Source organism: Delftia sp. WSY_12 (genome assembly GCF_043104645.1).
In the GTDB taxonomy this organism is placed as follows: Bacteria; Pseudomonadota; Gammaproteobacteria; order Burkholderiales; family Burkholderiaceae_C; genus Comamonas; species Comamonas tsuruhatensis.
Genome location: NZ_JBICKW010000030.1, coordinates 290662 through 316240 on the forward strand (window position 1 = coordinate 290662; position 25579 = coordinate 316240).

The following is a 25579-nucleotide window of genomic DNA, read 5'->3' on the forward strand; positions in this document are numbered from 1 at the left end:
GGCAGTGAGCGCGAACCCGCCCACGGCCTTTGCCGCCAGCCTGCGGCGCGAATGGCGGCTGCTGCGCGGGCGGCCCTGGGACCTGGCCATGGTCAGCTGGGTGCCGCTGCTGGCGCTGCTGCTCATGGTCTGGATCTTCTCGGCAGGCCTGGTCCAGCGCCTGCCCGTCGCCGTCTGGGACCAGGACCACAGCGCCCTGTCGCGCCAACTGGTGCGCATGCTGGACGCCACGCCGGGCCTGGCCGTGCAGTCGCAGGCGCTCAATGCCTCGGAGGCGCAATGGGCGCTGCAGTCCATGAATGCCTACGCCGTGGTGCAGATCCCGCCCGGCTTTGCGCGCGACATCAAGCGGGGCCAGGGGGCCGACGTGGTGCTCATGCACAACGCCCAGCTGGCCACGCATTCCAGCCTGATCCAGCGCGACCTGCGCCAGGTGGTGGGAACGCTGTCGGCCGGCGTGGAAATGCAGGCCCGTGCCAAGCGCGGCGACCCGGCCCAGGCGCTGCGCGTGCGCATGGAGCCCATACGCACCAACCTGGTGTCGCTGTTCAACATCTCCACCAACTACGAGCAGTTCCTGGCGGCGGCGCTGATTCCCGCGCTGCTGCACATCCTGGGCATGACGGCCGGCGCCTGGTCCGTGGGGCGCGAGCTGCGCGACCGCACGCTGGGCCAGTGGATGGCCGAGGCTGCGGGCCCGGGAAAGCCCGGCTGGAGCGCCATTGCGGGCGCCTTGGCGGGCAAGCTGGCGCTGTCCTGGGCCAGCCTGGGCCTGGGCGGTACGCTGGCCATGCTGTGGCTCACGGCCGGACGGGGCTGGCATCCGGGGCAGGGCGCTGCCAGCCTGGCCTGGGTGGCGCTGGCCCTGCTGCTGCTGATCGCCGTGAGCCTGGCGGCGGGGGCGCTGCTGGCGGCGCTCACGCTGTCGCTGCGCACGGCGCTTTCGGGCGCGGGCCTGCTGTCGGCGCCGGCCTTTGCGTTCAGCGGCGTGGGTTTTCCGCTGCTGGCCATGCCGGATTCGGCACGTGCCTGGGCCCTGTCCATGCCCTATACCCACTATGCGCGGCTGCAGATAGAGCAGCTGCAGATGGGCGCGCCCATCGTGCAGAGCCTGCCCGTGGTGGCCGGGCTATTGCTGGCCGCGCTGGTGTTGCTGCTGCTGGCCACGGCAGGCCTGGCGCGCGGCCTTTCCCGCCCCGACAAATGGGGAGGGCGCTGAGATGGCCAGGGGCTTTGCGCATGACTTCCTCAACGCCCTGCGTGCCGTGTTCGGCGACGTGGGCGTGCTCATGCTGCTGGTGGGCGCGCCCGTGCTCTACGGCTTCTTCTATCCCTGGTTCTATGGGCAGGAGGTGGTGCAGCGCGTGCCCGTGGCCGTGGTGCAGCACGACGGCAGCGGGCTGGCACGCCAGATGATGCGCTTTGCCCAGGCCAGCCCGCGCATCGAAGTCGCTCTGGTCACGGGCGACGAGGCCCAGGCGCAGCAGGCCCTGCTGGATGGCCGCGTCATGGGCTACGCGCTGCTGCCGCGCGACCTCAAGCGCCGCGTGGTGCGCAGCGAAGAGGCCGTGGTCCCCGTCTATGCCAACGGTGCCTACCCGCTGGCCGCCAAGCAGGTGCAGTACGGCTTTGCCGAAGCCTTCGGCACGGTCTCGGCAGGCGTGGAGCTGCGGCGGCTGACGGCCGGCGGACAGAGCGCACTGCAGGCCCAGGCCAGCCGCTCGCCCGTCAACCTGCAGATGCAGGCCCTGTTCAATCCGACGGAAGGCTACGGCAGCTTCGTCGTCGCCGCCGTGGCCATCATCATCCTGCAGCAGACGCTGCTCATGGGCGGCGCGCTGCTGGTGGGAACCTGGCGCGAGCAGGGATTGGACAGGGCGCCGGCACGCACCTGGCTGGCGCGGCTGCTGGCGCTGTGCACGCTGGGCTGGCTCTCGGGCCTGTACTACTTCGGCTGGATCTTCGTCTGGCACGACTATCCGCGCGGCGGCAATCCCTGGGGCGCGCTGGCGCTGCTGGCCGTCTTCGTCCCGGCCGTGGCGGGGGCGGCGGCGCTGCTGGGCTGGTGGCTGGCCAACCGCGAGCGTGCCATGCAGGTGGTGCTGTTCACCTCCATCCCGCTGGCCTTCATCGGCGGCTTCAGCTGGCCGGCCGAAGCCCTGCCGCAACTGCTGCAGGCGCTGCGCTGGCTGTCGCCCAGCACGGCGGCCATCCAGGCCTCGCTGCGACTGAACCAGGCCGGCGCGCCGCTGGAGGCGGCGCTATGGCATCTGTCCGTGCTGCTGGCCCTGGCGCTGCTGGGCTGGGTGGCCGTGCTCTGGCTGGGCAGCCGCCGTGCGGACCCTGGCGATTGACCGGTCGGGGCTTCAGGCCGGCGCGCCCGCGCCGCGACCCCGTCCCTGCATGGCCAGCATCAGCAGCACCACGCCCACGATGGGCAGCAGCCAGGTGTTGATGCCGTCCCAGCCGGCCGTGTGCAGCAGCTGGCCCGAGCCGAACGAGGCCACGGCCACGGTGCCGAAGACCAGGAAATCGTTGAGCGCCTGCACCTTGGCGCGCTCTGCGGGCCGGTAGCACTCGGTGACCATGGCGGTGGCGCCGATGAAGCCGAAGTTCCAGCCCACGCCCAGCAGCACCAGGGAGCCCCAGAAGTGCAGCAGCTCCAGCCCCATCAGCGCCATCAGGGCCGAGGCGGCGATCATCACCAGCCCCAGCGCCGTGATGCGGCGCTTGCCGAAGCGCGCGATCAGCCGGCCCGTGAAGAAGCTGGGTGCGAACATGGCCAGCACATGCCACTGGATGCCCAGCGCCGCCTCGCCCACCGTGTGGCCGCAGCCCACCATGGCCATGGGCGCGGCCGTCATCAGAAAGGCCATGAGACCGTAGCTGACCACGCCGGCCGAAGCCGCCACGATGAACTGCGGCGTGCGCGCAATCTCGGCCAGCGGCCGGGCCTCGCCCGCCACGGCGCGGGCCTGGGGCGGCGGCAGCTTCAGGCCCAGCAGCAGCGGCAGGGCCAGCAGGGCGAGAACGGCCTGGCTGTAGAAGCTGCCGGCGAACGGCGTCATGGGCAGGGCGTCGCGCGTCCAGATCACCACCTGCGGGCCGATGATGGCCGCGATCAGCCCGCCGATCATCACGCGCGAGATGGCGCGCGCCTGCTCGGCGGGGTCGGTCATGGCGTCGGTGGCCGCAAAGCGGTAGCTCTGCACGCAGGCCGCGTAAAAGCCCGCCAGCGCCGTGCCGATGCAGAAGGTCACGAAATCGGAGTGCGCAATGCCCTGGGCCGCGATCACGCCCGAGACCACGCCCAGGATGGCTCCCAGCACATAGGCCGTGCGCCGCCCCATGCGCTGCATCAGCCAGGCCGCGGGCAGCGTGGACAGCGCCAGGCCCAGCTGGTAGATGCTGACAGGCAGCGTGGTGGCCGTGGGATTGGTGGACAGCTGCTGGCCGACCAGGCCGCCCAGCGAAATGATGATGGGCGGCGACGCGCCCCCCAGCGATTGCGCGGCCACGAGCAGGCCGAGGTTGCGGCGCTGCAGCGCTGGAGTGTGTTGTTCTGGTGTCATGGCTTGTGCGGCGGAAAGACCGCATCTTCACCGAAAAGCATGAGGGCTGGGTTAAGCGCCGATTCAGCCAGCCGGGCCGGTCGTCCAGTCCGCGATGGCCAGTCCGGGTTCGGGAATGCGGCTGAACACCCGGTCTCTTGTGACCAGTACCGAGCGCTCGCCGGCCTGCGCGGCCTGCTGCTGCAGGAGCAGGGCGTGCGCGGCAATCATCATGTCCATGGAGGCCAGCGTGATGCCGGCCGCCTCGCAGGCGGCGCGCAGGTGGCCGTAGGCATCGGCCACCTGGGCCGTCCAGGGCAGCACCTCGACGCGGGCCAGGAACCCTGTCACCCGCAGCGACAGCCCGGCAGGGTGGCCGCGCTTGGCGACCCCGTACATCAGTTCGGCCTGCGTGACCGCCGACACGGCGATCTGGTGCATGGGTACGCGAACCAGCTGTTCGCGCACGGCAGGGATATCGCCTTTGATGATGTGGCTGGCGATGTTGGTGTCCAGCAGGTAGCGTGTCATCGCGCACTGCCTTCGTCGGCAAACGGATCGCGGCCTGACTCTGGCTGCGCTCGGTCAGCGGTGTCCATGAAATCGGCCGGCACGTCGGTGGTGGCGTCGAGCGCAAAGAACTCTTGCCATGAGTCGGGACGGCGCGACAGGATCACGTCGCCCGTGATGGGGTCGCGACGTATGTAGACCTCTTTTTCCTCGAACCGGAATTCATAGGGAAGGCGCACGGCCTGGCTGCGACCGGTGGTGAAAAGCTTGGCAGTCTGCGTCACGGTGATTCCTCCTGCTGGTATGTATCAAAGTATATATCCGCACTGTGACTTGCTGTACGCCTCCTGGAAGATCTGGTGGATCAGCTCCCTGAACCATTTGTGCCCCGCGTCATGGTCGTTGCGCGGATGCCAGACGGCGTCGATGGACAGGGCCAGCTCGGGCAGGGGCATGGGGCGCGCCACGCAGTTGGAGCCGGACAGCACGCTGTGCATCCAGTGCGCGGGCATGGCGGCCACCAGGTCGGTGGATTCGATGACGGGCACCATGCCCAGCCAGGTGGGCACCTGGAACATCACGCGCCGCGCCAGCCCGCGCTCGGCCAGGAGTTCGTCCACGATGCTGCTGCCCACGCCCGTGACCTTCAGGTGGCCCTGCTCCAGGTATTTTTCCAGCGTGAGCGGGGAGGCGGCGGCCGGATGGTCCTTGCGCATCAGCACCATCCACTGGTCGTCCAGCAGGCGCCGTGACGCCGACAGCACCGAGCGCCCGCGCGAGACGGACAGCCGTATCTCCACGCCTTCGTACTCGACGCGGTCCGAGGGCTGGCGGCCGTCGAAGGACTGCACCGACAGGCTGATGCCCGGCGCCACGGCGCGCAGATGGATGCACAGCTGCGGCAGCAGCAGCACGCCCACGTAGTCGGACAGGCGCAGATGGAAGTTGCGCCGCGCCGTGGCCGGATCGAAGCCCTTGCTGACCTCGATGGCGCTTTCGATCTCGCTGAAGGCCTTGCGGAAGCTGCGCGCCAGGCGCACGGCCTCGGGCGTGGGCGACATGCCTTCGGCCGTGCGCAGCAGCAGCGGGTCGTTGAACTGGGTGCGCAGCCGGCGCAGCGCATGGCTGACGGCCGAGGAGGTGATGCCCAGCCGCGCGGCGGCCTTGCCCACGCTGCGTTCCTCCACCAGGGCCTCGAAGATCACCAGCAGGTTGAGGTCGATGCTGCGCAGGTTGACCGGGGCCCGGGGCGCACCGTCTGCATGTTGAATGCTGTTCATTTTGATGATGACAAAGATGAGCTTGACTGAATTTTACGTGCGTCACGACAATGCACCAGCTTTGAAATGAATGCCCATGAATTCACCCAGTTTCAACCGCTGTGCCGGTGATTGCGACGCAGTCGAAAATCCAGCGGAACAATATCTGTTTCCAGAAAATTCCTGCGATACCCATTTCCATGTATTTGGTCGTTCAGAAGATTTTCCGTTGATTGCGGAGCGCGCCTATACACCGGCTGTCGCGTCCATGGACGGTTATTGGAAAGCCTTTCGCCCATTGGGCGTGGACCGTTGCGTTCTGGTCCAGCCCAGCGTGTATGGCCGCGATCACGGCCTTCTCAAGCAGACGCTGCGCCATGCCGAGGCGGGCCGCATGCGTGGCGTGGCCGTGATCTACGAGGACACGCCGGATACAGAGATCGAAGCGCTGCACGCCCTGGGCGTGCGGGGCGCACGGTGCAATGCGCTGTTTTCGGGCGGGGTCTCCGTCTCCAGCCTGCAGGCCGTGGTCGACCGCATCCGGGGCCTGGGCTGGCATGTGCAATTGCTGGTGAACGTGGATGAAGACCCTGGCCTGGCGCAGCGCGTGGCCGACATGGGCGTGGCCGTGGTGGTGGATCACTTCGGCCACCCGTCGCGCCAGCTGGGCGCCGGCGGGCCGGGCAGCCGCAATCTGCAGGCGCTGATGAAGGAAGGCCGGGCCTGGGTGAAGTTCTCGGGCGCCTACCGGATATCGGCAACGGCATCGGCCGTGGACCCGGCCGTGGTTCCCATTGCACATGCCCTGGTGCAGGCCAATCCGCACCGGATCGTATGGGGGTCGGACTGGCCGCATCCCGGAATAAAGGCCCGTTCGAATTCCGCTGGCGAATTGGCGCGGGCACTGGTGGATTGGGTTCCAGAGGAATACAGACGCACGGTATTGGTCGATAACCCCGCGCGCCTGTATTGGGGTCATTGATTTTCAAATAGCAGGAGACAGAGAAAATGAATCGAATCACATCGGGCCGCAGAGGCTTTATCCGCACGGCGGTATCTTTCGCGGCGCTGGCTGCGGCATCGGCTGCATCGGCAGTGCAGGCGCGCGCATTTCCGGCCAAGCCGCTCACGCTGGTCGTGCCCTTTGCGCCGGGCGGCAACGTGGACATCGTGGCCCGCACGCTGGGCATTCCGCTGGCCCGGCATGCGGGGCAGTCCGTGATCGTGGACAACCGTGCGGGCGGCGGTGGTGCCGTGGGCTCGGGCTGGGTGGCGCGCGCCGAGCCGGACGGGCATACGCTGCTGGTGGCCACGCCGGGCCAGTTGGGCACCTTGCCCGAGATGATCAAGCTGCCCTACCGCGCCGACAGCTTTGCGCCCATTGCCGTGGTCAGCCGCACGCCCGTGGTCGTGGTGGTGCGCGCCAACGACGCGCGCTTCAAGACCGCGGCCGATTTCATCAAGGCGATGAAGGCCAGGGATGGCAGCGTGACCGTGGGCCATGCCGGCCCGGGCTCGCCCAATCACCTGGCCGTGCTGCAGCTGGAAGATGCCGTGAAGGTGCGCGTCAATCCCGTGCCCTACAAGGGATCGGGGCCGGCCCTGGTCGATCTGATCGGCGGGCAGATCGACGCCGTGGTGGACCAGATCACCAGCTCCACGCCGCATATCAAGAGCGGCGCCCTGCGCGCGCTGTTCGTGCTGGGGCCGCGCGCCGGGGGCGGGCTGGCCGATGTGCCCGACCTGGCCCAGCTGGGCCTGCCGGTGTTCGATGCCACCACCTTCGTGGGCGTGTTCGCGCCCAAGGGTGCGCCCACGGCCAGCGTGGACAGCCTGTATGGCTGGATCTCCCAGTCCGTGGCCGACCCGGAGTTCAGCCGCCTGATCCGCGAACTGGGCAGCGAGCCCTTCCCGGCCAGCGCGGCCGTGCTGCAGCGCCTGGTCAGCGAAGAGGCCGCGCTGGCGGCGCGGCTGACCCGCCAGGGGCGCCTGCGCGCGGAGTAGCCACAGGCGGGTTGGAGCACGCTTCAGAACCCGGCCGCCAGCCCGTCGCGGCGCGGGTCGCTGGCGATCTGGTAGCCCTCCACGGCGGGATCGCCCATGCGCCAGATGAACTGGCCGGCGCCGAAGTCCTGGTAGGGGTCGTGGATGACCTCCACCTGGTGGCCCAGCGCCTGCAGGCCGGCGATGGTGGACGGGTCCATGCCGCCTTCCACGTTGATGGACAGGCCTTCGTTGACGCGCCAGCGCGGCGCATCGCAGGCCGCCTGGGGCGACTGGCGGTAGTCCAGCATGCGCACCACAGTCTGCATGTGGCCCTGGGGCTGCATGTTGCCGCCCATGACGCCGAAGCTCATCACGGGCTGGCCGTCGCGGGTCAGGAAGGCCGGAATGATGGTGTGGAAGGGGCGCTTGCCCGGGCCCACCAGGTTGGCGCGGTTGGGGTGCTGGGGGTCGGTGCCGAAGCCGTGGCCGCGGTTTTGCAGGCTGATGCCGAAGCTCGGCTCCACCACGCCCGAGCCAAAGCCCGAGAAGTTGCTCTGGATGAAGCTGACCATCATGCCGTTCTCGTCGGCCGCCGTCAGGTAGATGGTGCCGCCGCGCACGGGGTTGCCGGCCTTGAAGTCCTGCGCACGGCGCGGATCGATCAGCCTGGCGCGCGAGGCCAGGTAGGCGTCGTCGAGCATCTGTGCGGGCGTCACCTCCATGTCCGCATCGGCCACGTAGCGGTAGATGTCGGCAAAGGCCAGCTTCATGGCCTCGATCTGCAGATGCTGGGAGGCCACGCCATCCACGGGCAGGCTGGCCAGGTCGAAGTTGGACAGAATGCCCAGCGCGATCTGCGCGGCAATGCCTTGCCCGCCCGGCGGGATCTCGTGCAGCGTGTGGCCGCGGTAGTCCTTGGCCAGCGGCTGCACCCATTGCACCTCGTGCGCGGCCATGTCGGCCATGCCCAGGCAGCCGCCATGCTGCTGCACGAACGAGGTCACGGCCCGGGCAATCTCGCCTTCATAGAAGGCCTTGCCGCGCGTGGCGCCAATGGCGCGCAGGGCGCGCGCTGCGGCGGGAAAGCGGAACAGCTCGCCCACTTCCGGCGCGCGGCCCCGGGGCAGGAAGCTTTCCCTGAACCCCGGCTGCGATTGCAGCTCGGGCGCGCCTGCGGCCCATTTCTGCTGGACCACGGGCGGCACCAGGTAGCCGCGCTCGGCGATCTCGGCGGCCGGCTCCATCAGCGCGTCAAAGGGCAGCTTGCCGAAGCGCTCGTGCAGGGCCACCCAGGCGCTGACGGCGCCCGGCACGGTGATGGAGTCCACGCCCCGGCGCGGCGGCTTGTCCTGGCGACCATAGCGCTGGTGGAAGTACTCGGGCGCCCAGCCCTGCGGTGCGCGGCCGCTGGCGTTGAGCCCGTGCAGCTCCTTGCCATCCCAGAGGATGCAGAAGGCGTCCGAGCCCAGGCCGTTGCTCACCGGCTCGACGACGGTCATGGCCGCCGCCGCCGCAATGGCCGCGTCCACCGCGTTGCCGCCTGCCCACAGCATGCGCAGGCCGGCCTGCGCCGCCAGCGGGTGGGAAGTGGACACGGCATTGCGCGCGAACACGGGCACCCGCTTGGAGTCGTAGGGATTGCCGGGAGTGAAGGGAGAGGAAGAGGCGTGCATGAAAGAACCTGCCTCAGTCGGCGGTGATGCCCATGGTCTTCACGTCACGGCTCCAGCGCGTCAGCTCGCGGTCGATCTGCTGCTTGAAGGACTTGGGGTCGCTGGTCTCGGGGTCCAGGCCCTGGGCCTCGAACTGGGCCTGCACTTCGGGGCGCTCCATGATCTTGCGCACTTCCTGGGCCAGCCGCTCGACGATGGCCGGGTCCGTGCCGCCCGTGGTGAACAGGCCGTACCAGGACGTGAAGGCATAGCCGGGCAGGCCGGCCTCGGCGACGGTGGGCACGTTGGGCAGGTTCTTGACGCGCTGCTTCGTGGTCACGGCCAGGATGCGGGTCTGGCCGGTCTTGGCCGAGGTGATGGCGGGCGGAATGCCCGAGAAAATGGCCTGCACCTGGCCGCCCGACACATCGGTGATGGCCGGGCCGTTGCCGCGGTAGGGCACGTGCACCAGGTTCACGCCGGCCTGCTGCGCGAACAGCGCGCCGGCCAGGTGCAGCGTGGAGCCGTTGCCCGACGATGCGTAGTTGATGCTGCCCGGCGCCTTGCGCGCGGCCTCGATCATTTCCTGCACCGTCTTGTAGGGCAGGGCGGCGTTCACCAGCAGCGCGTTGCCGGATTCGGCCACCAGGGTGATGGGCTCCAGGTCCTTGCGCGGGTCGAACGACAGCTTCTTGGCCAGCACGGGCGCCACGGTGTTGCTGCCGATGGAGCCCAGCAGCAGCGTGTAGCCGTTCTTGGGCGCCTTGGCCACCACTTCGCTGGCGATCAGGCCGCCCGCGCCGCCGCGGTTCTCCACCACCACGCTCTGGCCCAGGCGCTGCTGCAGCTCCTTGGCCAGGATGCGGGCCACGATGTCGTTGGCGCCGCCGGCGGCAAAGCCCACCATGATCTTCAGCGGCTGCGAGGGCCAGGCATCGGCGGCGGGCGCGGCCCAGCCGGGCGTGGCGCAGGTCAACAGGGCGGCGCAGCAGACAAGCAGGCGGCGGGACACGGGTGCAGGCATGGAGATCTCCAGAAATCCGGGAAGTGGGAGGGTGCGATCAGGACGATCGGCTATCGGTTGCCAGCGATTTTGATGATAGAAACTGTTTGGTGAAAGCTGGAATTTCTTACGAATCTTGAAAGCAAAACTTTTATGCCAAGCCTGCGCATTCTTCGCACTTTCCTCGCCGTGGCGGCCGAGGGCTCCTTCACCGCCGCCGGACAGCGCGTGGCGCTGACCCAGGTGGCCGTGGGGCTGCAGATGCGCACGCTGGAAAACGACCTCAAGCGCAAGCTGTTCGCGCGCCAGGGCAAGCTGGTCACGCTCAACGAGCAGGGCCGGGCGCTGGTGCCCATTGCCACCCAGCTGGTGGCGCTGTACGAGCAGGCCAAGCACGGCACGCGGGCCGACGCACCGCTGGCCGGCACCGTGCAGTTCGGCTCCATCGTCTCGGCGCTGAGCCAGCTGGTGCGCGCCACGCTGGAGCTCAAGCGCCACCATCCGGCGGTGGACCTGCATGTGGTCTCGGGCAAGTCCAACCGGCTGATCGCCCAGGTGGAGAACCATGAGCTGGACGCGGCCGTGGTGGTCTACAACCCGGCCATCAAGCGCCCCTCGCTGGTCTGGACGCCGCTGTACGCCGAGCCCATGGTGCTGCTGGCGCCGCGCGCCGCCCGGCCCGCGGCGCCCGCCGACATGGTGGAGCGCTATCCCTTCATCCGCTTCGACCGCACCGAGCACACGGGCGAGCTGGTGGAGCGCACGCTGCGCCGTCTGCGCGCCAAGCCCCAGGAGTTCCTGGAGCTCAACTCCATCGAGACCATCGTGGAGCTGGTGCGCGACGGCATGGGCGTGGCCATGCTGCCCAATCTGGTGCGGCATGGCTGGGAGGGCGACCCGCGCCTGCGCGTGCTGCCCCTTGCCCAGACCGCCGAGAGCCGGCAGATCGCCCTGGTGCAGCTGCGCACGGCGGCGCGCGCCGAGATCATCACCGCCGTGGGCCAGCAATTCGTGGCGGCGCTGGCGGTGCCGGACTGAGTGTGCCGGACTGAGCGCGCCGCTGTGGGTGTTGCGCCGATCCGCGTGTCTTAAGTTGCGTATTGCGCGAGCCCATGGCCCATGGACCAGTTCTCCTTGTCCACCTCGACCAGGTTGACGAACACGTCCTCGGGCCGCAGGCCCGGGCTTTCGACCAGCAGCTCGGCGATGCGGCTGAACAGCGCCTTCTTCTGCTCCAGGCTGCGGGTGTTGCTGACCGTGAGCTGCACCAGCACCAGATCGTCGCTGCGCGCCACGCCCAGGTAGGAGGCGCCGTAGCGGAAGTTGTCGCCGTCATGCTCGGTGATGGTCATGAACTGGTCGTCCTCCGGCACGTTGAAGGTCTCGCGCATGGCGCGGTAGAGGCTGTCGCAGATGGCCTGGCGGTAGGCGGGCGACTTGCCGGCGCGCATGTTGATCCGGGTCATGGGCATGGTGTGGCTCCTTTGCGTTGAGTTGAGTTGCGTTGCTTTGCGTTGTGGGAGCCTCGAAGGTAGGCTGCGCCAGATATTTTGAAAAGCCATGATTGCTGATATCAGTAATAATGGATTGAAATGATTCAACGACCTCTGGACCTGGATGCCGTGCAAGGCTTCGTGCACATCGCGGACCTGGGCAGCTTCACGCGCGCGGCCGAAGCCATGCAGACCACGCAGGCCGCCGTCAGCCTCAAGCTCAAGCGGCTGGAGCAGCGGCTGGGCTGCCGGCTGGTCGAGCGCACGCCGCGCCATGTGCAGCTGTCGGCGCTGGGCGCCGACTTCCTGCCCCATGCGCGCGAACTGCTGCAGGCCCATGAGCGCGCACTGGCGCTGGCCGTCAGCACGCGCCAGCGGCTGACCATCGGCATCAGCGACCACGTGGCCGGGCCTGAGCTGCCGGCCCTGATCGCCCGCATGAATGCGCAGGACCCGCAGCTGCTGATCGACATCCGCATCGCATCGTCCGGCCCGCTGCTGCAGGGGTTCGACCGGCGCGAGTACGACACGGTGATCGTTCGCACGCATGCCGGGCGCGACGACGGCGAGCTGCTGGCCGAGGAGCCCTTCGGCTGGTTTGCCGCGCCCGGCTGGCAGCACCGCGCGGGCGAGCCCCTGCCGCTGGCCACACTGGCCGAGCCCTGCGGCGTGCGCGCCATGGCCGGGCAACTGCTGGATACAGCGCGCATGCCGTGGACCGAGGTATTCGTGGGCGGCGGCGTAGCCGCTGTCTCGGCCGCCGTCATGGCGGGGCTGGGCGTGGCTGCGCTGGCGCCGCGCATGCTGGCCCTGGGCGCCGTGGACGTGGGCCCGCGCCTGGGCCTGCCCACGCTGCCGCGCCTGCCCGTGCTGCTGCACACCCGCGTGCGCGAAGGCCGGCCGCGCGCGGCGCTGGATGCGCTGGGCGCCGCCTTCAAGTCCGCCGTGCGTGGCTAGCAGCCAACAATCGGCCCGGCATGGCGCGCAGCCGCTTGTGCCTGCGGGGCAACGGGCGATAGACTCGCACCCCTCCCATCCACCCTCACCCTTTCGAGGTGCACCATGCCCCGCCGCACAGCTTCCTGCTGAACGACTTCGTCACACGCTGATCCTGGCCTTGCCCCGGATGTCTTTTGCGTGTGCGCTGCGGTGCGTGGCCTTTTGAGGGCTTGCGGCTGACCGTCCTTTTTGCGGACGGCCCCGACAGTCCTGCCATCTTCCCCTTCGACAGCCTGCCGGCCCGGCCACCACGGGCCAGGCCGCGCTGTCGCTGTATCCCCTGCATTGCGGCGCCTGGCGTCGTCGTCGGCTTTTCCCGCTCCACGGCATGTCGCCGTGGGGTGCTGCATCGCTTTTGGAAAGCACGACATGACCCCATCCATTTCTCCAGGCCCTCGTTTTCTTTCGAACATCGAGATCCTCAAGTACCCCCGTACGCCGCACCTGCGCGGCTCGCGCCTGCAGGCCGGCGACCAGGACGACGCCGTGCCCTATGAGCGGCTGGCCGGCCGGCACATCGTCGTCGAGGAAAAGCTCGACGGCGCCAACGCCGCGCTGAGCTTTGCCGGCGACGGCCAGTTGCTGCTGCAGTCGCGCGGCCACTACCTGGACAGCGAGCGGCCCGGCGGGCGCGAGCGCCAGTTCAACCTCTTCAAGCAATGGGCCCAGGCCCACGAGGGCGCGCTGCTGTCCCTGCTGGACGACCGCTACCAGGTGTTCGGCGAGTGGATGTATGCCAAGCACTCGCTGTTCTACGACGCGCTGCCGCACTGGTTCTGCGAGTTCGACATCTGGGACCGCTCGGCGCAGTGCTTCCTGGACACGCCGCGCCGCCATGCCCTGCTGGCCGGCGTGCCCGTGGTCTCGGTGCCTGTGCTCTACAGCGGGGTGGCGCCCCGGCGCATGCAGGACCTGCTGGCGCTGCTGGCCCCCTCGCTGGGCCGCAGCGCGCGCTGGCGCCAGGCCTTCGAGCAGGTGGTGGCCCGCCAGAAGCTGGACCTGCCGCTGTGCTGGCGGCAGACCGACGGCTCCGAGCTGGCCGAAGGCCTCTACCTCAAGGTGGAGGAGGACGGCCAGACCGTGGCGCGCTACAAGTTCGTGCGGCCGGACTTCGTGCAGGTCATCCTCGACTCGGGCTCGCACCACAGCGAGCGGCCCATCGTCCCCAACGGGCTGCGCGAGGGCGCAGACATCTTTGCGGCCGATATTTCAAAAAGCTGGTGAGGCCTGCAGCGCAGACCCATCGCAAGGAGATTGCCATGACGAACTGGAAACAGATCCAGTCCCTGGTGCCGCAGCCCGGCGCCGACCCCGACTTCGCGGCCTGCCTGGCCGCCTTCCCCCAGCTGGAGCAGGCCAAAACCACGCCGCAGGACCCCGTCTATCACGCCGAAGGCGATGTCTGGACGCACACGCAGATGGTGGTGCGCGAGCTGCTGGCCGATCCCGGCCATGCGGCGCTCACCGCCACCGAGCGCGAGACGGTCTTCCTGGCCGCGCTGCTGCACGACGTGGCCAAGTGCTCGACCACCGTGGTGGGCGAGGACGGCCGCATCGGCCAGCCCGGCCATTCGCGCCGCGGTGCGCTGGATGCGCGGCTCATGCTCTGGGAAGCCGGCGCGCCCGTGGACCAGCGCGAAGCCATCTGCCGGCTGATCGCCGTGCACCAGGTGCCGTTCTTCGCCTTTGCCGATTCGCGGCGCGGCCTCTCGCCCGAGTTCATCGTGCGCGAGCTGTCCTGGCAGGTGGACCTGCACCTGCTCACCCTGCTGGCGCGGGCCGACATGCGCGGGCGCATCTGCCCGGACATTGCGTCCGTGCTGGTCAACATCGAGCTGGTGCGCGAGTTCGCGCTGGAAGAGGGCTGCCTGCGCACGCCGCGCCGCTTTGCCTCGGACGAGACGGCGGTGCGCTACTTCCGCGGCGCGCAGCTGCATCCCGACTATGCGCTGCACGCACAGGAAGGCTCGCGCGCCATCGTCATGTGCGGCCTGCCGGCCAGCGGCAAGAACACCTGGGTGGCCGCCCACCATGGCGACCTGCCCGTGGTCTCCTTCGACGATGCGCGTACGGAGCTGGGCCTGCGCCACGGCCAGAACGAGGGCGCGGCCGCCCACCACGCCGTGGACAAGGCCAAGGCCCTGCTGCGCGCGGGCCAGCCCTTCGTCTGGAACGCCACCCACCTGTCGCGCCAGATGCGCGGCAAGACCGTGGACCTGTGCCTGGCCTACGGCGCCCGCGTGGAACTCGTGCACCTGGAAGCCAGCCGCCCAACCCTGCTGGCCCGCAACCGCGCGCGCGACACCACGCTGACCAACGCGGCCCTGCTCGGCCTGCTGCAGCGCTGGGATGTGCCTTTGCCTACCGAGGCGCATGCGCTGTCGTTGCTGGTCAATGAGGGGTAGGGGAGGGGGAGGGTTGCTGTACCGCTGTCAAGCGGCATGCTCGCCGCGTGCGCGCTTCATCTCCAGATAGGACTGGGCTGCTTCCTGGTCTTCGGCCCGGTATGCCACGTTCATGTCCGGGCGATGCACGTCATCGCCCGGACCCTTCAGCCCTGGCAATGCCCGAAGATGATCAAGCAAGGTGGTCTGCGTGTTGGCAGAGGTGATCAAGGGGCGCAGATAAGCATCGAGGTGTCTGCCTTGCGGGTTCTGGATCTCCTGGGTCAGTGCCTTCAGATAAGCCTCCTTGTTGGAGGCCAGCCAGTCGATGGCAAAGCCCGCGCGGTGGCACAGCTCGGCATGGATCAGCAGCATGCTGCGTCCATTTCCGTCGAGAAAGGGATGACCCCAGGCAAACGCGCCCATGACAGCACCAGGTTTGTCGCGCAGGGTGCCTGCATCGTTGCCCATGTCCAGGCCCCATTCGACGGCGCGCTGGCACAGCTCTGACACTTCGAATTGCAGGCCTGCTCCCCTGCCGACGAGCCGGCCCACGCCCAGCGCACGCCTGTCCTGGCCGGCCCAGGGGTAGAAGTCGGAAAACAGGATGGCGTGAACGCGCAAAAAATCGCGGTAGCCAATCCGGCCCCGGATGCTTGCCAGAAAGGCAAGTGCTTCTTCCAGGTTGGCCTCGAAAAAGAGGTGTTCCTGGATCTTGACCTCACGGGCGTCTTTCAGTCCTTCAATGTTGCGCAGGTAGCCCGCGCTTTCGAAGTCCCCGAACGGATCGAACATCCTGCACCTCCCTCATGTGATTGGTCATCAGCCTGGCAAGCTGCCGGCCATTGATGACATGTTTTTTCTTCAAGGCCACGAGCAGCTTGCCCGTGCTGTCGAGCTCCACTTCATCTCCTGCAGCGCGTGTGACTGCCTGTGCATAGTCGTCCAGTCCGGTACGCTGGTGTTGGATGTGGTGCGTGCGGGCCAGCCGCTCGACAAACTGGCGTACACCTTTGGAGGGCAGGGCGTTCACGTCTGCGGGCAAGGTTTCGCCGGGTTCATCAGGTGCCGAGGGATTGCGGACATAGCGCACGGCGACATCGCCCAGATTCAGCCTGCGTGAGATGCGCTGGCTGCCTGCATCGATCAGCAGCGTGGCCTGGCCCGCCTCGTTGACCAGATCCACGCTGCGAAACCTGATTCCCAGTCTGTCCAGCACCTCCCTGACCAGCTCATCGCTGGGGGCGAGCAACTGCGGATCGCCGCTGGCGTCGGGCCTTGCCTTGGCATAGATGCCGGCGCCCAGGCGGATCAGGCGGCCGTCCGAGACCAAGTCATGCAAGGCCTCGCTGAGGTGGGAAGCGCTTGCCAATCTGCTCAGATCACGCCGGAGCACGATGTTGCCGGAGCGCTTGCTCAGCGATATCTGAAGTTTGCTGTCCAGGTTCATTCTCTGCCTCAGACGATCTCTACATGGTCTGATTTTAAGGTGTTGTTTTTTCCTTTTATAACAATGGGTTGTGTGCGGATTTCATGCCGCTTGACCAGCAGGGATTGCGATGAAGTCCAACCCCAATTCCAGTGCTGGACGCAATGGCAATCCAAGACCCAATACCGGCAAGCCATGCTCGCTGGTGAGATGACACCCGGACCTTGCACCGGCCGTGTGCGCAGACAATGAAGGTTTGAAGACCGCCGCCCCTTCTGTCTGCCACTTCGAAAGCCATCCATGAACCATTCCTCCCAGCTGCTGTCCACCCTCGCGCCGCTTGGCCGCATCCGCGCCTCCATCAACACCGGCAATCCCATTCTTGCGCGGCTGGATGCCGACGGCCGGCCTGCGGGCGTGTCCATCGACCTGGCCCGGCGCTTTGCGCAGCAGCTGGGGTTGGAGCTGGAACTGGTGGTCTTCGATACGGCCGCCAAGTCGGTGGATGCCGTCACGCGCGAGGAGGCCGACTTCGGCTTCTTTGCCGTGGACCCCGTGCGTGGCGCGGGCATCGGCTTCACCGCGCCCTATGTGCTGATCGAGGGCAGCTACCTGGTGCGCCAGGATTCGCCGCTGACCGACAACGCCCAGGTGGACCGGGCCGGGCACACGGTCGTGGTCGGCAAGGGCAGCGCCTATGACCTGTACCTGAGCCGCGAGCTCAAGCATGCGCAGATAGAGCGCGCCGTGTCCTCGCCCGCCGTGGTGCAGACCTTTGTGGAATCGACGGCCGACGTGGCCGCCGGCGTCAAGCAGCAATTGGAGGCCGATGCCGCCCGCCTGCCCGGCCTGCGCCTGCTGCCAGGCCGCTTCATGGTGATCCAGCAGGCCATGGGCCTGCCCAAGGGGCGGGGCGATGAGGCCCTGCGCGTGCTGGCGGCCTTTGTGGAAGAGGCCAAGGCCTCGGGCTTTGTGGCCGAGGCACTGCAGCGCCACGGCATCCAGGGCGCAGCGGTTGCGCCTGCGACCTGAAGGTCAGGCGCCGCGCAGCACCAGCAGGTCGATGCTGGCCGGCACGCCCAGGCGCACGGCAAAGCCGGCCCACAGGCCTGCGCCGGCGCTGACGAAGAGCTTCATGGCGCCGACCTCGTACTCGCCGCGCACAAAGCCGTCATTGGCGGGCGCCACCAGCCATTGGTCCATTCCCAGGATCAGGCCGCCGTGCGTATGGCCCGACAGCTGCAGGCCCACGCCGTGGGCCGCGTTGTCGCGGGCGGTCTTGGGCTGGTGGGCCAGCAGCAGGTGGTATTGCGCACCAGCCTCTTTGGCTTGGCGGGCCACGGTGTCGATGTCGGGCGGCACGCCTTCGGCCACGGACGGGTCGGTGTTCTGGCGCGACAGGCGGCCATAGGCCGGATCGCCGATGCCCGACAGCGCCAGGCGCGCGCCCTGCACATCGATCAGCTGCATGCGGTTTTCCAGCAGGTTCAGGCCCAGGCGGCGGAATTCGGCCATCCAGGCGTCGTAGCCGCTGTAGTACTCATGGTTGCCGGGCGCCGCCCAGACGCCGTGGCGTGCCTTGAGCTGCGCCAGCGGCGCGACGTTGGCGCGGCCGCTGTCCACGTCGCCGTCCACCATGTCGCCCGGCAGCACGATGAGGTCGGGCCGCGCCTCCAGCGTGCGCTCCACGATGGTCTGCACATAGCGCGCGTCGTTGATGGGGCTGGCGTGGATGTCGGCCAGCACGGCCACGCGCAGGCCTTCCAGGCCGGTGGGCAGGCCGGGCAGGCGCAGCGTGCGTTCGTGCACCTCGGGCGGGCGCAGCGCATTGGCCACGCCCCAGGCCGACAGCAGGCCCGCCAGGGCCAGGGCGCCGGCCGTGAGCAGCGGGGCGTGCAGGCGCCGCTTCCAGTCCTCGCGCCGGGCCACGGCGGCCAGCGCCCAGAGGCCGTCGCGCAGCACGATGAAGACGGCCAGCATCAGCAGCAGGGCCAGCACCCAGCCGCCCGGCACCTGCAGATAGGCCAGCGTGCGGTACTCGACCGTGCCCTCGCGCAGCAGTACCAGCAGCAGGGCGGGCGTGCAGCCCAGGGCCGCCGTGGCGACGGCCGCCATCAGGCGGGCGCGGCGCGGCATCAGGCGGACGGGCCACCACAGCCACAGGGCCAATAGCGGAATGACGAGGGCGGCAAGAGTAACCATGGGGAGCAGATCGAGGAAGGCGGGTGAGGCGGCCAGCGCCGGGAGCGGGCGGCAAGGCGAGCGCCGATTGTGCGCAATGCCATGCATGCCGCTGGCCTGACTTGGCGAAGGCCCTGGCATGCGGGGGTTTTCATGCGGGCGGCACAGGGCCGGCGTATGGAAATCTGCAGCCGCGTGGCGCCGCCGGCATGGCGCGGGGATAATCCAGCCCCTTATGCCTTTGAAGATCAGCTTCCCTGAATCCCTGCCCGTATCCGCCCGCCGTGAGGAAATCATGGAGGCCATGGACCGGCACCAGGTCATCATCGTGTGCGGCGAGACGGGCTCGGGCAAGACCACGCAGCTGCCCAAGATCGCGCTGGCGCTGGGCCGGGGCAAGGTCAACGCCACGCCCGACGACAAGGGCCAGGTGCGCGGCCACCTGATCGGCCACACGCAGCCGCGCCGCATTGCCGCCAGCTCGGTGGCCAAGCGCATTGCCGAGGAGCTGAACACGCCGCTGGGCGATGTGGTGGGCTACAAGGTGCGCTTCCAGGACCGGCTGTCCAAGGACGCCTCGGTCAAGCTGATGACGGACGGCATCCTGCTGGCCGAGACGCAGACCGATCCGCTGCTCAAGGCCTACGACACGCTGATCATCGACGAGGCCCACGAGCGCAGCCTCAACATCGACTTCCTGCTGGGCTACATCAAGCAGATCCTGCCCCGGCGCCCCGACCTCAAGGTGGTGGTGACATCGGCCACCATCGATGCCGAGCGATTTGCCAGGCACTTCGAAGGCCCCAAGGGGCCTGCGCCCGTGATCATGGTCTCGGGCCGCACCTACCCCGTGGAGATGCGCTGGCGCCCGTTCGAGGAAAAGCGCGACCATGACCTCAACGACGCCATCGCCGAAGGCGTGGACGAGCTGTGGGCCGGCGGCGCGGGTGGCGACATCCTGGTCTTCCTGCCCGGCGAGCGTGAGATCCGCGAGGCGGCCGACCACCTGCGCAAGCACCTGGCACAGCAGCCCGTGCTGCGCCATGCCGAGGTGCTGCCGCTGTTCTCGCGCCTGTCGCAGGCCGAGCAGGACCGCATCTTCGACAGCCACACGGGCCGGCGCATCGTGCTGGCCACCAACGTGGCCGAGACCTCGCTGACCGTGCCCGGCATCCGCTATGTGATCGATGCGGGCACGGCGCGCGTCAAGCGCTATTCCTTCCGCAGCAAGGTCGAGCAGCTGCTGGTCGAGCCCATCAGCCAGGCGGCGGCCAACCAGCGCGCCGGCCGTTGCGGCCGCGTGGCCAACGGCATCTGCATCCGCCTGTACGACGAGGCCGACTTCGGCACGCGCGCGCGCTTCACCGACCCTGAAATCCTGCGCTCCTCGCTGGCCGGCGTCATCCTGCGCATGAAGTCGCTGGGCCTGGGCGACGTGGTGAACTTTCCCTTCCTCGAAGCGCCCTCGGGCCGTGCCATTGCCGACGGCTACCAGCTGCTGGGCGAGCTGGGCGCCGTGGACGAGCGCGGCGAGCTGCTGCCCATGGGCCGCGAGCTGTCGCGCCTGCCGCTGGACCCGCGCGTGGGCCGCATGATTTTGGAGGCGCGCACGCGCGGCGCCGTGGCCGAGGTGCTGGTCATCGCCTCCGCCCTGTCCGTGCAGGACGTGCGCGACCGGCCGCTGGAGGCCCAGCAGCAGGCCGACCAGCAGCACGCCAAGTTCGACGACGAGAAAAGCGAATTCAGCGGCTACCTGCGCCTGTGGAAATGGCTGCAGGATGCGCGCGGCGGCAAGGTGGTGGCCAAGAGCCGCAAGGAAATGGCCACGGCCCAGGCGCCGGCCGCCAAGCCGTCGGCGCGCAATGCCGCCTTCCTGCCCGTGGCCCAGCGCAGCGGCGGGCAGAGCGTGGCCGCCCCGGCGGCCGAGGCGTTGGCGGCCTTCCATCCGCAGGACACCGGTCCCGGCACGGATGACGAGCCCTCGCACAAGCTCAGCAACCGCCAGTGGGAGCAGCTGCTGCGCCAGAACTTCATCAACATCCGCCGCGTGCGCGAATGGCGCGACATCCACTCGCAGCTGCTGACCGTGGTCAACGAGCACAAGTGGAAGGTCAACACCGAGCCCGCGGGCTACGACGCCGTGCACCTGTCCATGCTGTCCGGCCTGCTGGGCAACCTGGGCTACAAGGGCGATGAAAGCGACGCCTACCTGGGCGCGCGCGGCATCCGCTTCCATCCGCACCCGGGCGCCCACCTGTCCAAGAAGCCGGGGCGCTGGATCGTTGCGGCCGAGCTGGTGGAAACCTCGCGCCTGTACGGCCGGGGCATCGCCGCCATCGATCCGCAGTGGCTGGAGGAAGTCGGCGCCCACCTGCTCAAGAAGCAGCTGCTCGATCCGCACTGGTCCAAGAACCAGGCCGACGTGGTGGCGCTGGAGCGCGCCACGCTCTACGGCCTGGTGGTCTACAACGGCCGGCGCATGAGCTATGGCCGCATCGATCCGCAGTCTGCGCGCGAGATCTTCATCCGCCAGGCCCTGGTGGAGGGGCAGTGGGACACGCGCTGGCACTTCCTGCCCGCCAACCTCAAGCTGGTGCGCAAGGTCGAGGAGCTGGAGCACAAGAGCCGCCGCCAGGACGTGCTGGTCGATGACGAGCTGATCTACGCCTTCTACGACCAGCAGATCCCCAAGGACGTGTTCAGCGGCGCCACCTTCGACCATTGGTTCCGCGAGGCGGCCAAGGAAAACGCCGACCTGCTGCGCCTGTCGCGCGACGAACTGATGCGCCACGAGGCTGCCGGCATCACCACCCAGGCCTTTCCCAAGGTGGTCAAGCTCGGCGGCGTGGACTGCACGGCCAGCTACCTGCACAGCCCGGGCGACGCGCGTGACGGCATCACCGTCACCGTGCCGCTGTTCGTGCTCAACCAGGTCAGCGACGAGCGCGTGGAATGGCTGGTGCCCGGCATGCTCAAGGACAAGCTCCAGGCCCTGCTCAAGAGCCTTCCGCAGCGCCCGCGCAGCCGCTTCGTGCCCCTGCCCGAAAGCGCCCAGCGCCTGGCCGAACTCTTCACCACGCCCGAGCGCTGGGGCCAGGGATCGCTGATCGATGCCCTGCTCAAGCAGGTGCGCGACGAGACCTCGCTGGACGTCAAGCGCGCCGACTTCAAGCTGGACATGCTCAGTCCGCACCTGTTCATGAACTTCCGCATCACGGACGAGCATGGACGCCAGCTGGGCCAGGGCCGCAACCTGGGCGCGCTCAAGGCCGAACTGGGCGCCAAGGCGCGCGGCGCCTTCCAGGCGCTGGCCGCGCTGAAGGTGGCTTCGGTCACCGAGGCTGCGGCCCCACCTGCCGCCGCGTCCGAAGCCGGCAAGAAGGCGGAATCTGGCGCCAGGCCGGACAAGACAGCAAAGCCTGAAAAGGCGGACCAGGCCAAGCCCGCCAGCAACGCCAGGCCCAGCCAGCCCGCCGACAGCCGCTACAAGGAATGGAGCTTTGGCGAGCTGCCCGAGCTGATGGAGATCGGCCGGGGCGGGCAGACGCTGATCGGCTTCCCTGCGCTGATCGACCATGGCGATGCCGTCGGCATCGAGGTCTTCGACGAACCCGAGGTCGCGGCCGCGCGCCACCGCGTGGGCCTGCGCCGCCTGTTCGCGCTGCAGATCCGCGACGCGCTCAAGTACCTGGAAAAGAACATTCCGGACCTGCAGAAGATGGCCGTCGCCTACATGCCGCTGGGCACGCAGGAGGAACTGCGCGAGCAGATCATCGACGTGGCCATAGACCGCGCCTTCCTGCAGGAGCCGCTGCCCACCAACGACGCGCAGTTCAAGCAGCGCGTGCAGGACGGACGCGGCCGGCTGACGCTGATCGCCAACGAGGTGGCGCGCATGGCCTCCACCATCCTGGTCGAGTACGCGGCGGCCCAGCGCAAGATCAAGGACACCAAGAACGCGCCCGACGCCACGGCCGACGCCGCCCAGCAACTGCAGCGCCTGGTGCCCAAGAACTTCATCGCGGCCGCGCCCTGGACCCAGCTGCAGCACTACGCGCGCTACCTCAAGGCCATCACCAGCCGGCTGGACAAGTACCGCGCCGACCCTGCGCGCGACGCCAGCCGCCTGGCCGAGCTGCGCCCGCTGGAGCAGCGCTACTGGCGCCTGGTGGCCGAGCGCAAGGGCCACATCGATGCGCGCATGCAGGAGTACCGCTGGATGCTGGAGGAGCTGCGCGTGAGCTTCTTCGCCCAGGAGCTGCGCACGCCTTACCCGGTCAGCATCAAGCGGCTGGACAAGGTCTGGCAGCAGCTGCAGAACTAGCGCCGTGCCGGCCTGCGGCCCTTCCGCGATCGGAAGGGCCGCAGGCCATGGTTCAACGCGGCATCGCCACCTTCACCGGCACGCAGCGGGTTGGAGCGATGCAAGGCCCAAGGCCGTATGCGCCATCACAGAGATGGGGCATTTTTCAAAGCACGGGCGATCTGTGCAGAACCTGCACAGATGCTGGCCGCTCCATGGCGTTGTGGTGGGCCCTGTGCGTTTCTAGACTGCAGGCATCAACCACTTCCCGTTTTCAGGAGCACTGCATGTCCCTCGCAGAACAGGCCAGCCAGGCCACCCAATCCACCAGCCATCCCACCCTCCGCGCCCTGTCAGGCGCGCCGGGGCGCAGCCAGTTGCCACGGGGTGCCACGGCGCTGCTGGTCATCGACTTCCAGAACGAGTACTTCAGCGGCCGCCTGCCCATCCCGCGCGGCCCGCAGGTCCTGGAGCAGGCCCGGCGCCTGCTGCAATGGGCCGATGCCGGCCAGGTTGCCGTGTTCCACATCCAGCACATTGCCCCTGAAGGTGCGCCCGTGTTCGCCGTCAATGGCAGCACCGTCCAGTTCCACCCCGGCCTGCAGCCGCGCGCGGGCGACACCGTGGTGCAAAAGCGCAGCGTCAGCGCCTTCGTCGGCACCGACCTGGCCGACCAGCTGCGCGCGCGTGGCATCACCACCGTGGTCATCTGCGGCCTCATGACCCACGCCTGCGTGGCCGGCGCCGCACGCGATGCCGCGCCGCTGGGCTTCGAGGTCGTCGTGGCCAGCGACGCCGTGGCCACACGTGCCATCACGCGCAGCAACGGCGAATCCGTGGACGCCGACAGCCTGCACCGTGCCGCGCTGGCCGAGATCGAGGATGTGTTCGGCGATGTGCTGCCCACCGCGCATGTGGTGCAGCTGCCCCTGCGCTGAGCCTGCAGGCAGGGCCCGCGCATCGTCTCCTAGCGAGAATCCACGGCGTTGCCGTACTCCGTCGTGGTGCTGGCCGCATCCTTGCGCACCGGCACGGCGGTCTGCTCGAACACATTGCCTTCGATCACAACGCCTTTGGACTCCAGCAGGTTGATGCCGGCCTGGGGTTCCTCTTCCTTCTTCCTGAACAGCCCGCTGCGCTTCACGATGAAGCGGTTGTTGCGGATGATGGAACCATCGGCATCGCGCAGCTTGAGGATGGCGGGCAGCGGGGCCTTGTCGCGCGGGTCCATGTGCACGATGAAGGTGTTGCCCTCCACCAGCGAGCGCGGGCCGTACAGGTAGACGGCGGTGCGGCCATCGACCTCGATGGTGTTGTTGCGCACCACGTTGTCGGAGCCGGCCATGATGACGGCGCGGCCGCCGGATTTGATTTGGAGGTTTTCTGCGGTGTAGAAGGTGGGAGGGAAATAATCCCAAGGGATTTTATTGAATTTTTGGGTTTCGATGTTCCATCTGGAATTTTCTATTACAGGAAAGTCTTCCTCCAGTTTCTCAATTCTATTGCGTGCACCCAATTTAGGAGAAAGTTCTACGCCAATACCCGATAGACCTGGAGTTTCTATTATTCCATTATGAACTCTTAGATTGAAAACTACCTCTCCACCAGATAATATTCCAATGCCGCTATTATTATTAAATGGTCTTCCTGTAACAAGATGTCCTCGCAAATCAAGGTCAGCATTATTACTGTGGTAGAAATCTAAAATTGCACCTCGTGGGTTACCACGTTCTATTCCCCCTTCGATCCAGTCACGCGCTTTACGCTGCACAAAGTCATGAATGACGCAGTGACGGCCAGAACCTTCAAAAGCTTCCGTGATAGGGTAGTAGCCACCTCTATACTTGACGGGCTTGCACCCCTCAGGCAGCGGGCCCTTGTCGCTAGGTGGATGGCGGCGCGCTGCCCATTCTTCCGTCGTGAGTGGTTTCTTGGGGAAAGCTTGGCAGCTTGCAAAGACAATGCAAGCAAAAGCAGAAAAATAGAGAAAAACTATACTTCTTTGCATATTTTACTGCCTGGCAAGCAAACGCCTGGATATTTATGTTCTTGACCTGCAAGGTTTTCTAAGTATTTACCTCTATTTTTCTCTGCCTCTTTTATTTTATATTCATCGCTACCTCCCTTTTCTATATTTATTTCCACAATTCTGGTTTTTTCGCTATTTTCTGTGTTTTTGGTTAGTTTAAGTTTTCCATCCTTAATCAGTTTATTAATGGTCTCTTTCAAAAATCTAGCCTTTCCAGGAAAATCCGCACCCTCTTCCCTGATTGCATTGAATCTCTCGAGCACATTCCTGATCTCCTCAAACCCCAGCGCAGGGCTAGTTCCATACGCCGTTAAAAACTCATAAACCGCCTTCTCCCCTTGCAGCGATCGATACTCCCGCTTGTCCCAATAAGGCACTTCTGGATCAGGCATATTCCCCAGTATTGGCATGTCCTCGTCATAGGTGTAATCCGGCTCGGACCCCGCAAACCCATGCCCTATGCCCAGCTTCGCGCTGATGGCATCGAACGGCCGGTTGTCCTTGTCCCGGTGGCTGAAGGTGTCCAGGTAGGAGTGCAGGAATTCGCCCAGGAACTGGTATTCGGCACAGGGCTGGGCCGGGTTGCCCAGCCGGCTGGCGTTGAGCAGGTTGTTCAGTTGCGGGCTCAGGTTGCCCACCACGCTGTTGACGTTGTCGTTGGCGTACTGGGGCAGCGTGGTTCCTCTGTCGTCGGACAGGTTGTCTCCACATACTGTGAAGCCAGCGCCGTGATGCGCGCCCCGGCTCGTAGTCCAGGTCGGCGGCCAGGGCCAGGAAGAAGACCTGTAGTAGTGCATGTC

23 protein-coding genes are annotated in these 25579 nt (G+C 67.4%); 11 read left to right on the plus strand and 12 right to left on the minus strand.

Annotated elements, in window-relative coordinates; all coding sequences use genetic code 11:
* Positions 1-4: 4 nt before the first annotated feature.
* Both ACF8LI_RS19775 and ACF8LI_RS19780 read left to right on the plus strand, forming a co-directional pair.
* On the plus strand, positions 5-1219 hold the full coding sequence (locus ACF8LI_RS19775) for an ABC transporter permease (RefSeq protein WP_047219430.1): 1215 nt from the start codon (positions 5-7) through the stop codon (positions 1217-1219).
* A gap of 1 nt (position 1220) precedes the next feature.
* Positions 1221-2354, plus strand: a complete 1134-nt coding sequence (locus ACF8LI_RS19780) for an ABC transporter permease (protein WP_392413979.1) — start codon at positions 1221-1223, stop codon at positions 2352-2354.
* Between the two features lie 12 nt (positions 2355-2366).
* On the opposite strand, the gene ACF8LI_RS19785 is transcribed toward ACF8LI_RS19780, so the two are convergent.
* The 4 genes from ACF8LI_RS19785 to ACF8LI_RS19800 all read right to left on the minus strand — a co-directional run bounded on the left by ACF8LI_RS19785 (position 2367) and on the right by ACF8LI_RS19800 (position 5341).
* A complete protein-coding gene (locus ACF8LI_RS19785) occupies positions 2367-3572 on the minus strand; it encodes an MFS transporter (protein WP_016448243.1) in 1206 nt (401 codons plus the stop codon).
* Between the two features lie 63 nt (positions 3573-3635).
* The gene (locus tag ACF8LI_RS19790) at positions 3636-4082 is read right to left on the minus strand and encodes a type II toxin-antitoxin system VapC family toxin (protein ID WP_034367439.1); all 447 of its coding nucleotides are present in this window, start codon (positions 4080-4082) and stop codon (positions 3636-3638) included.
* The gene (locus ACF8LI_RS19795; RefSeq protein ID WP_043790233.1) at positions 4079-4345 is read right to left on the minus strand and encodes an antitoxin; all 267 of its coding nucleotides are present in this window, start codon (positions 4343-4345) and stop codon (positions 4079-4081) included. Before ACF8LI_RS19795 ends, ACF8LI_RS19790 begins: the two co-directional genes overlap by 4 nt.
* Before the next feature lie 24 nt (positions 4346-4369).
* Complete coding sequence (locus ACF8LI_RS19800; RefSeq protein WP_034367441.1) at positions 4370-5341, minus strand: LysR family transcriptional regulator; 972 nt, start codon at positions 5339-5341, stop codon at positions 4370-4372.
* 70 nt (positions 5342-5411) lie between these two features.
* Here ACF8LI_RS19800 and ACF8LI_RS19805 point away from each other — a divergent pair, with 70 nt between their 5' ends.
* Both ACF8LI_RS19805 and ACF8LI_RS19810 read left to right on the plus strand, forming a co-directional pair.
* On the plus strand, positions 5412-6302 hold the full coding sequence (locus ACF8LI_RS19805) for an amidohydrolase family protein (RefSeq protein WP_310043550.1): 891 nt from the start codon (positions 5412-5414) through the stop codon (positions 6300-6302).
* Positions 6303-6328: 26 nt separating this feature from the next.
* Entirely contained in the window at positions 6329-7324 is a 996-nt protein-coding gene (locus ACF8LI_RS19810; protein WP_016448238.1) for a tripartite tricarboxylate transporter substrate binding protein, read from the plus strand.
* Between the two features lie 23 nt (positions 7325-7347).
* Here the strand turns inward: ACF8LI_RS19810 and ACF8LI_RS19815 are convergent, their stop codons facing one another.
* Together ACF8LI_RS19815 and ACF8LI_RS19820 are read right to left on the minus strand one after the other, a co-directional pair.
* Positions 7348-8979: a gamma-glutamyltransferase family protein gene (locus ACF8LI_RS19815; RefSeq protein WP_392413980.1), complete on the minus strand. Its 1632-nt coding sequence runs from the start codon at positions 8977-8979 to the stop codon at positions 7348-7350.
* A gap of 13 nt (positions 8980-8992) precedes the next feature.
* Positions 8993-9982, minus strand: coding sequence for a tripartite tricarboxylate transporter substrate binding protein (locus ACF8LI_RS19820; RefSeq protein ID WP_013801719.1), 990 nt, complete (start codon positions 9980-9982; stop codon positions 8993-8995).
* 132 nt (positions 9983-10114) lie between these two features.
* Here ACF8LI_RS19820 and ACF8LI_RS19825 point away from each other — a divergent pair, with 132 nt between their 5' ends.
* Positions 10115-10999, plus strand: coding sequence for a LysR family transcriptional regulator (locus ACF8LI_RS19825; protein WP_392413981.1), 885 nt, complete (start codon positions 10115-10117; stop codon positions 10997-10999).
* Between the two features lie 50 nt (positions 11000-11049).
* On the opposite strand, the gene ACF8LI_RS19830 is transcribed toward ACF8LI_RS19825, so the two are convergent.
* Positions 11050-11433, minus strand: coding sequence for a tautomerase family protein (locus ACF8LI_RS19830; RefSeq protein ID WP_034395446.1), 384 nt, complete (start codon positions 11431-11433; stop codon positions 11050-11052).
* A 120-nt stretch (positions 11434-11553) separates the two neighbouring features.
* On the opposite strand from ACF8LI_RS19830, the gene ACF8LI_RS19835 reads away from it, so the two are divergent.
* From ACF8LI_RS19835 to ACF8LI_RS19845, 3 genes are all read left to right on the plus strand, one after another.
* On the plus strand, positions 11554-12411 hold the full coding sequence (locus ACF8LI_RS19835; RefSeq protein WP_016448234.1) for a LysR family transcriptional regulator: 858 nt from the start codon (positions 11554-11556) through the stop codon (positions 12409-12411).
* A 411-nt stretch (positions 12412-12822) separates the two neighbouring features.
* Complete coding sequence (locus ACF8LI_RS19840; RefSeq protein WP_392413982.1) at positions 12823-13677, plus strand: RNA ligase family protein; 855 nt, start codon at positions 12823-12825, stop codon at positions 13675-13677.
* Positions 13678-13712: 35 nt separating this feature from the next.
* The gene (locus ACF8LI_RS19845; RefSeq protein ID WP_312840435.1) at positions 13713-14858 is read left to right on the plus strand and encodes an AAA family ATPase; all 1146 of its coding nucleotides are present in this window, start codon (positions 13713-13715) and stop codon (positions 14856-14858) included.
* 27 nt (positions 14859-14885) lie between these two features.
* Here the strand turns inward: ACF8LI_RS19845 and ACF8LI_RS19850 are convergent, their stop codons facing one another.
* Positions 14886-15632: a Fic family protein gene (locus ACF8LI_RS19850; protein WP_212646552.1), complete on the minus strand. Its 747-nt coding sequence runs from the start codon at positions 15630-15632 to the stop codon at positions 14886-14888.
* The gene (locus ACF8LI_RS19855; RefSeq protein WP_312840436.1) at positions 15580-16287 is read right to left on the minus strand and encodes a hypothetical protein; all 708 of its coding nucleotides are present in this window, start codon (positions 16285-16287) and stop codon (positions 15580-15582) included. The genes ACF8LI_RS19850 and ACF8LI_RS19855 overlap by 53 nt, the downstream gene beginning before the upstream one ends.
* Positions 16288-16566: 279 nt before the next feature.
* On the opposite strand from ACF8LI_RS19855, the gene ACF8LI_RS19860 reads away from it, so the two are divergent.
* Positions 16567-17298 carry an ABC transporter substrate-binding protein gene (locus tag ACF8LI_RS19860; RefSeq protein WP_244388027.1) on the plus strand — a complete coding sequence of 244 codons (732 nt, stop codon included), beginning with the start codon at positions 16567-16569 and terminating at the stop codon, positions 17296-17298.
* A 3-nt stretch (positions 17299-17301) separates the two neighbouring features.
* Here ACF8LI_RS19860 and ACF8LI_RS19865 read toward each other — a convergent pair whose 3' ends face one another.
* Positions 17302-18468 carry a metallophosphoesterase gene (locus ACF8LI_RS19865; RefSeq protein WP_392413983.1) on the minus strand — a complete coding sequence of 389 codons (1167 nt, stop codon included), beginning with the start codon at positions 18466-18468 and terminating at the stop codon, positions 17302-17304.
* Between the two features lie 214 nt (positions 18469-18682).
* Here ACF8LI_RS19865 and hrpA point away from each other — a divergent pair, with 214 nt between their 5' ends.
* Positions 18683-22771 carry an ATP-dependent RNA helicase HrpA gene (hrpA, locus tag ACF8LI_RS19870; protein ID WP_312840437.1) on the plus strand — a complete coding sequence of 1363 codons (4089 nt, stop codon included), beginning with the start codon at positions 18683-18685 and terminating at the stop codon, positions 22769-22771.
* A 266-nt stretch (positions 22772-23037) separates the two neighbouring features.
* On the plus strand, positions 23038-23688 hold the full coding sequence (locus ACF8LI_RS19875) for a cysteine hydrolase family protein (RefSeq protein ID WP_267178923.1): 651 nt from the start codon (positions 23038-23040) through the stop codon (positions 23686-23688).
* A 29-nt stretch (positions 23689-23717) separates the two neighbouring features.
* Here ACF8LI_RS19875 and ACF8LI_RS19880 read toward each other — a convergent pair whose 3' ends face one another.
* The gene (locus ACF8LI_RS19880; protein ID WP_312840439.1) at positions 23718-24758 is read right to left on the minus strand and encodes a right-handed parallel beta-helix repeat-containing protein; all 1041 of its coding nucleotides are present in this window, start codon (positions 24756-24758) and stop codon (positions 23718-23720) included.
* A complete protein-coding gene (locus tag ACF8LI_RS19885; RefSeq protein WP_312840440.1) occupies positions 24743-25576 on the minus strand; it encodes a hypothetical protein in 834 nt (277 codons plus the stop codon). The genes ACF8LI_RS19880 and ACF8LI_RS19885 overlap by 16 nt, the downstream gene beginning before the upstream one ends.
* Positions 25577-25579: the final 3 nt, after the last annotated feature.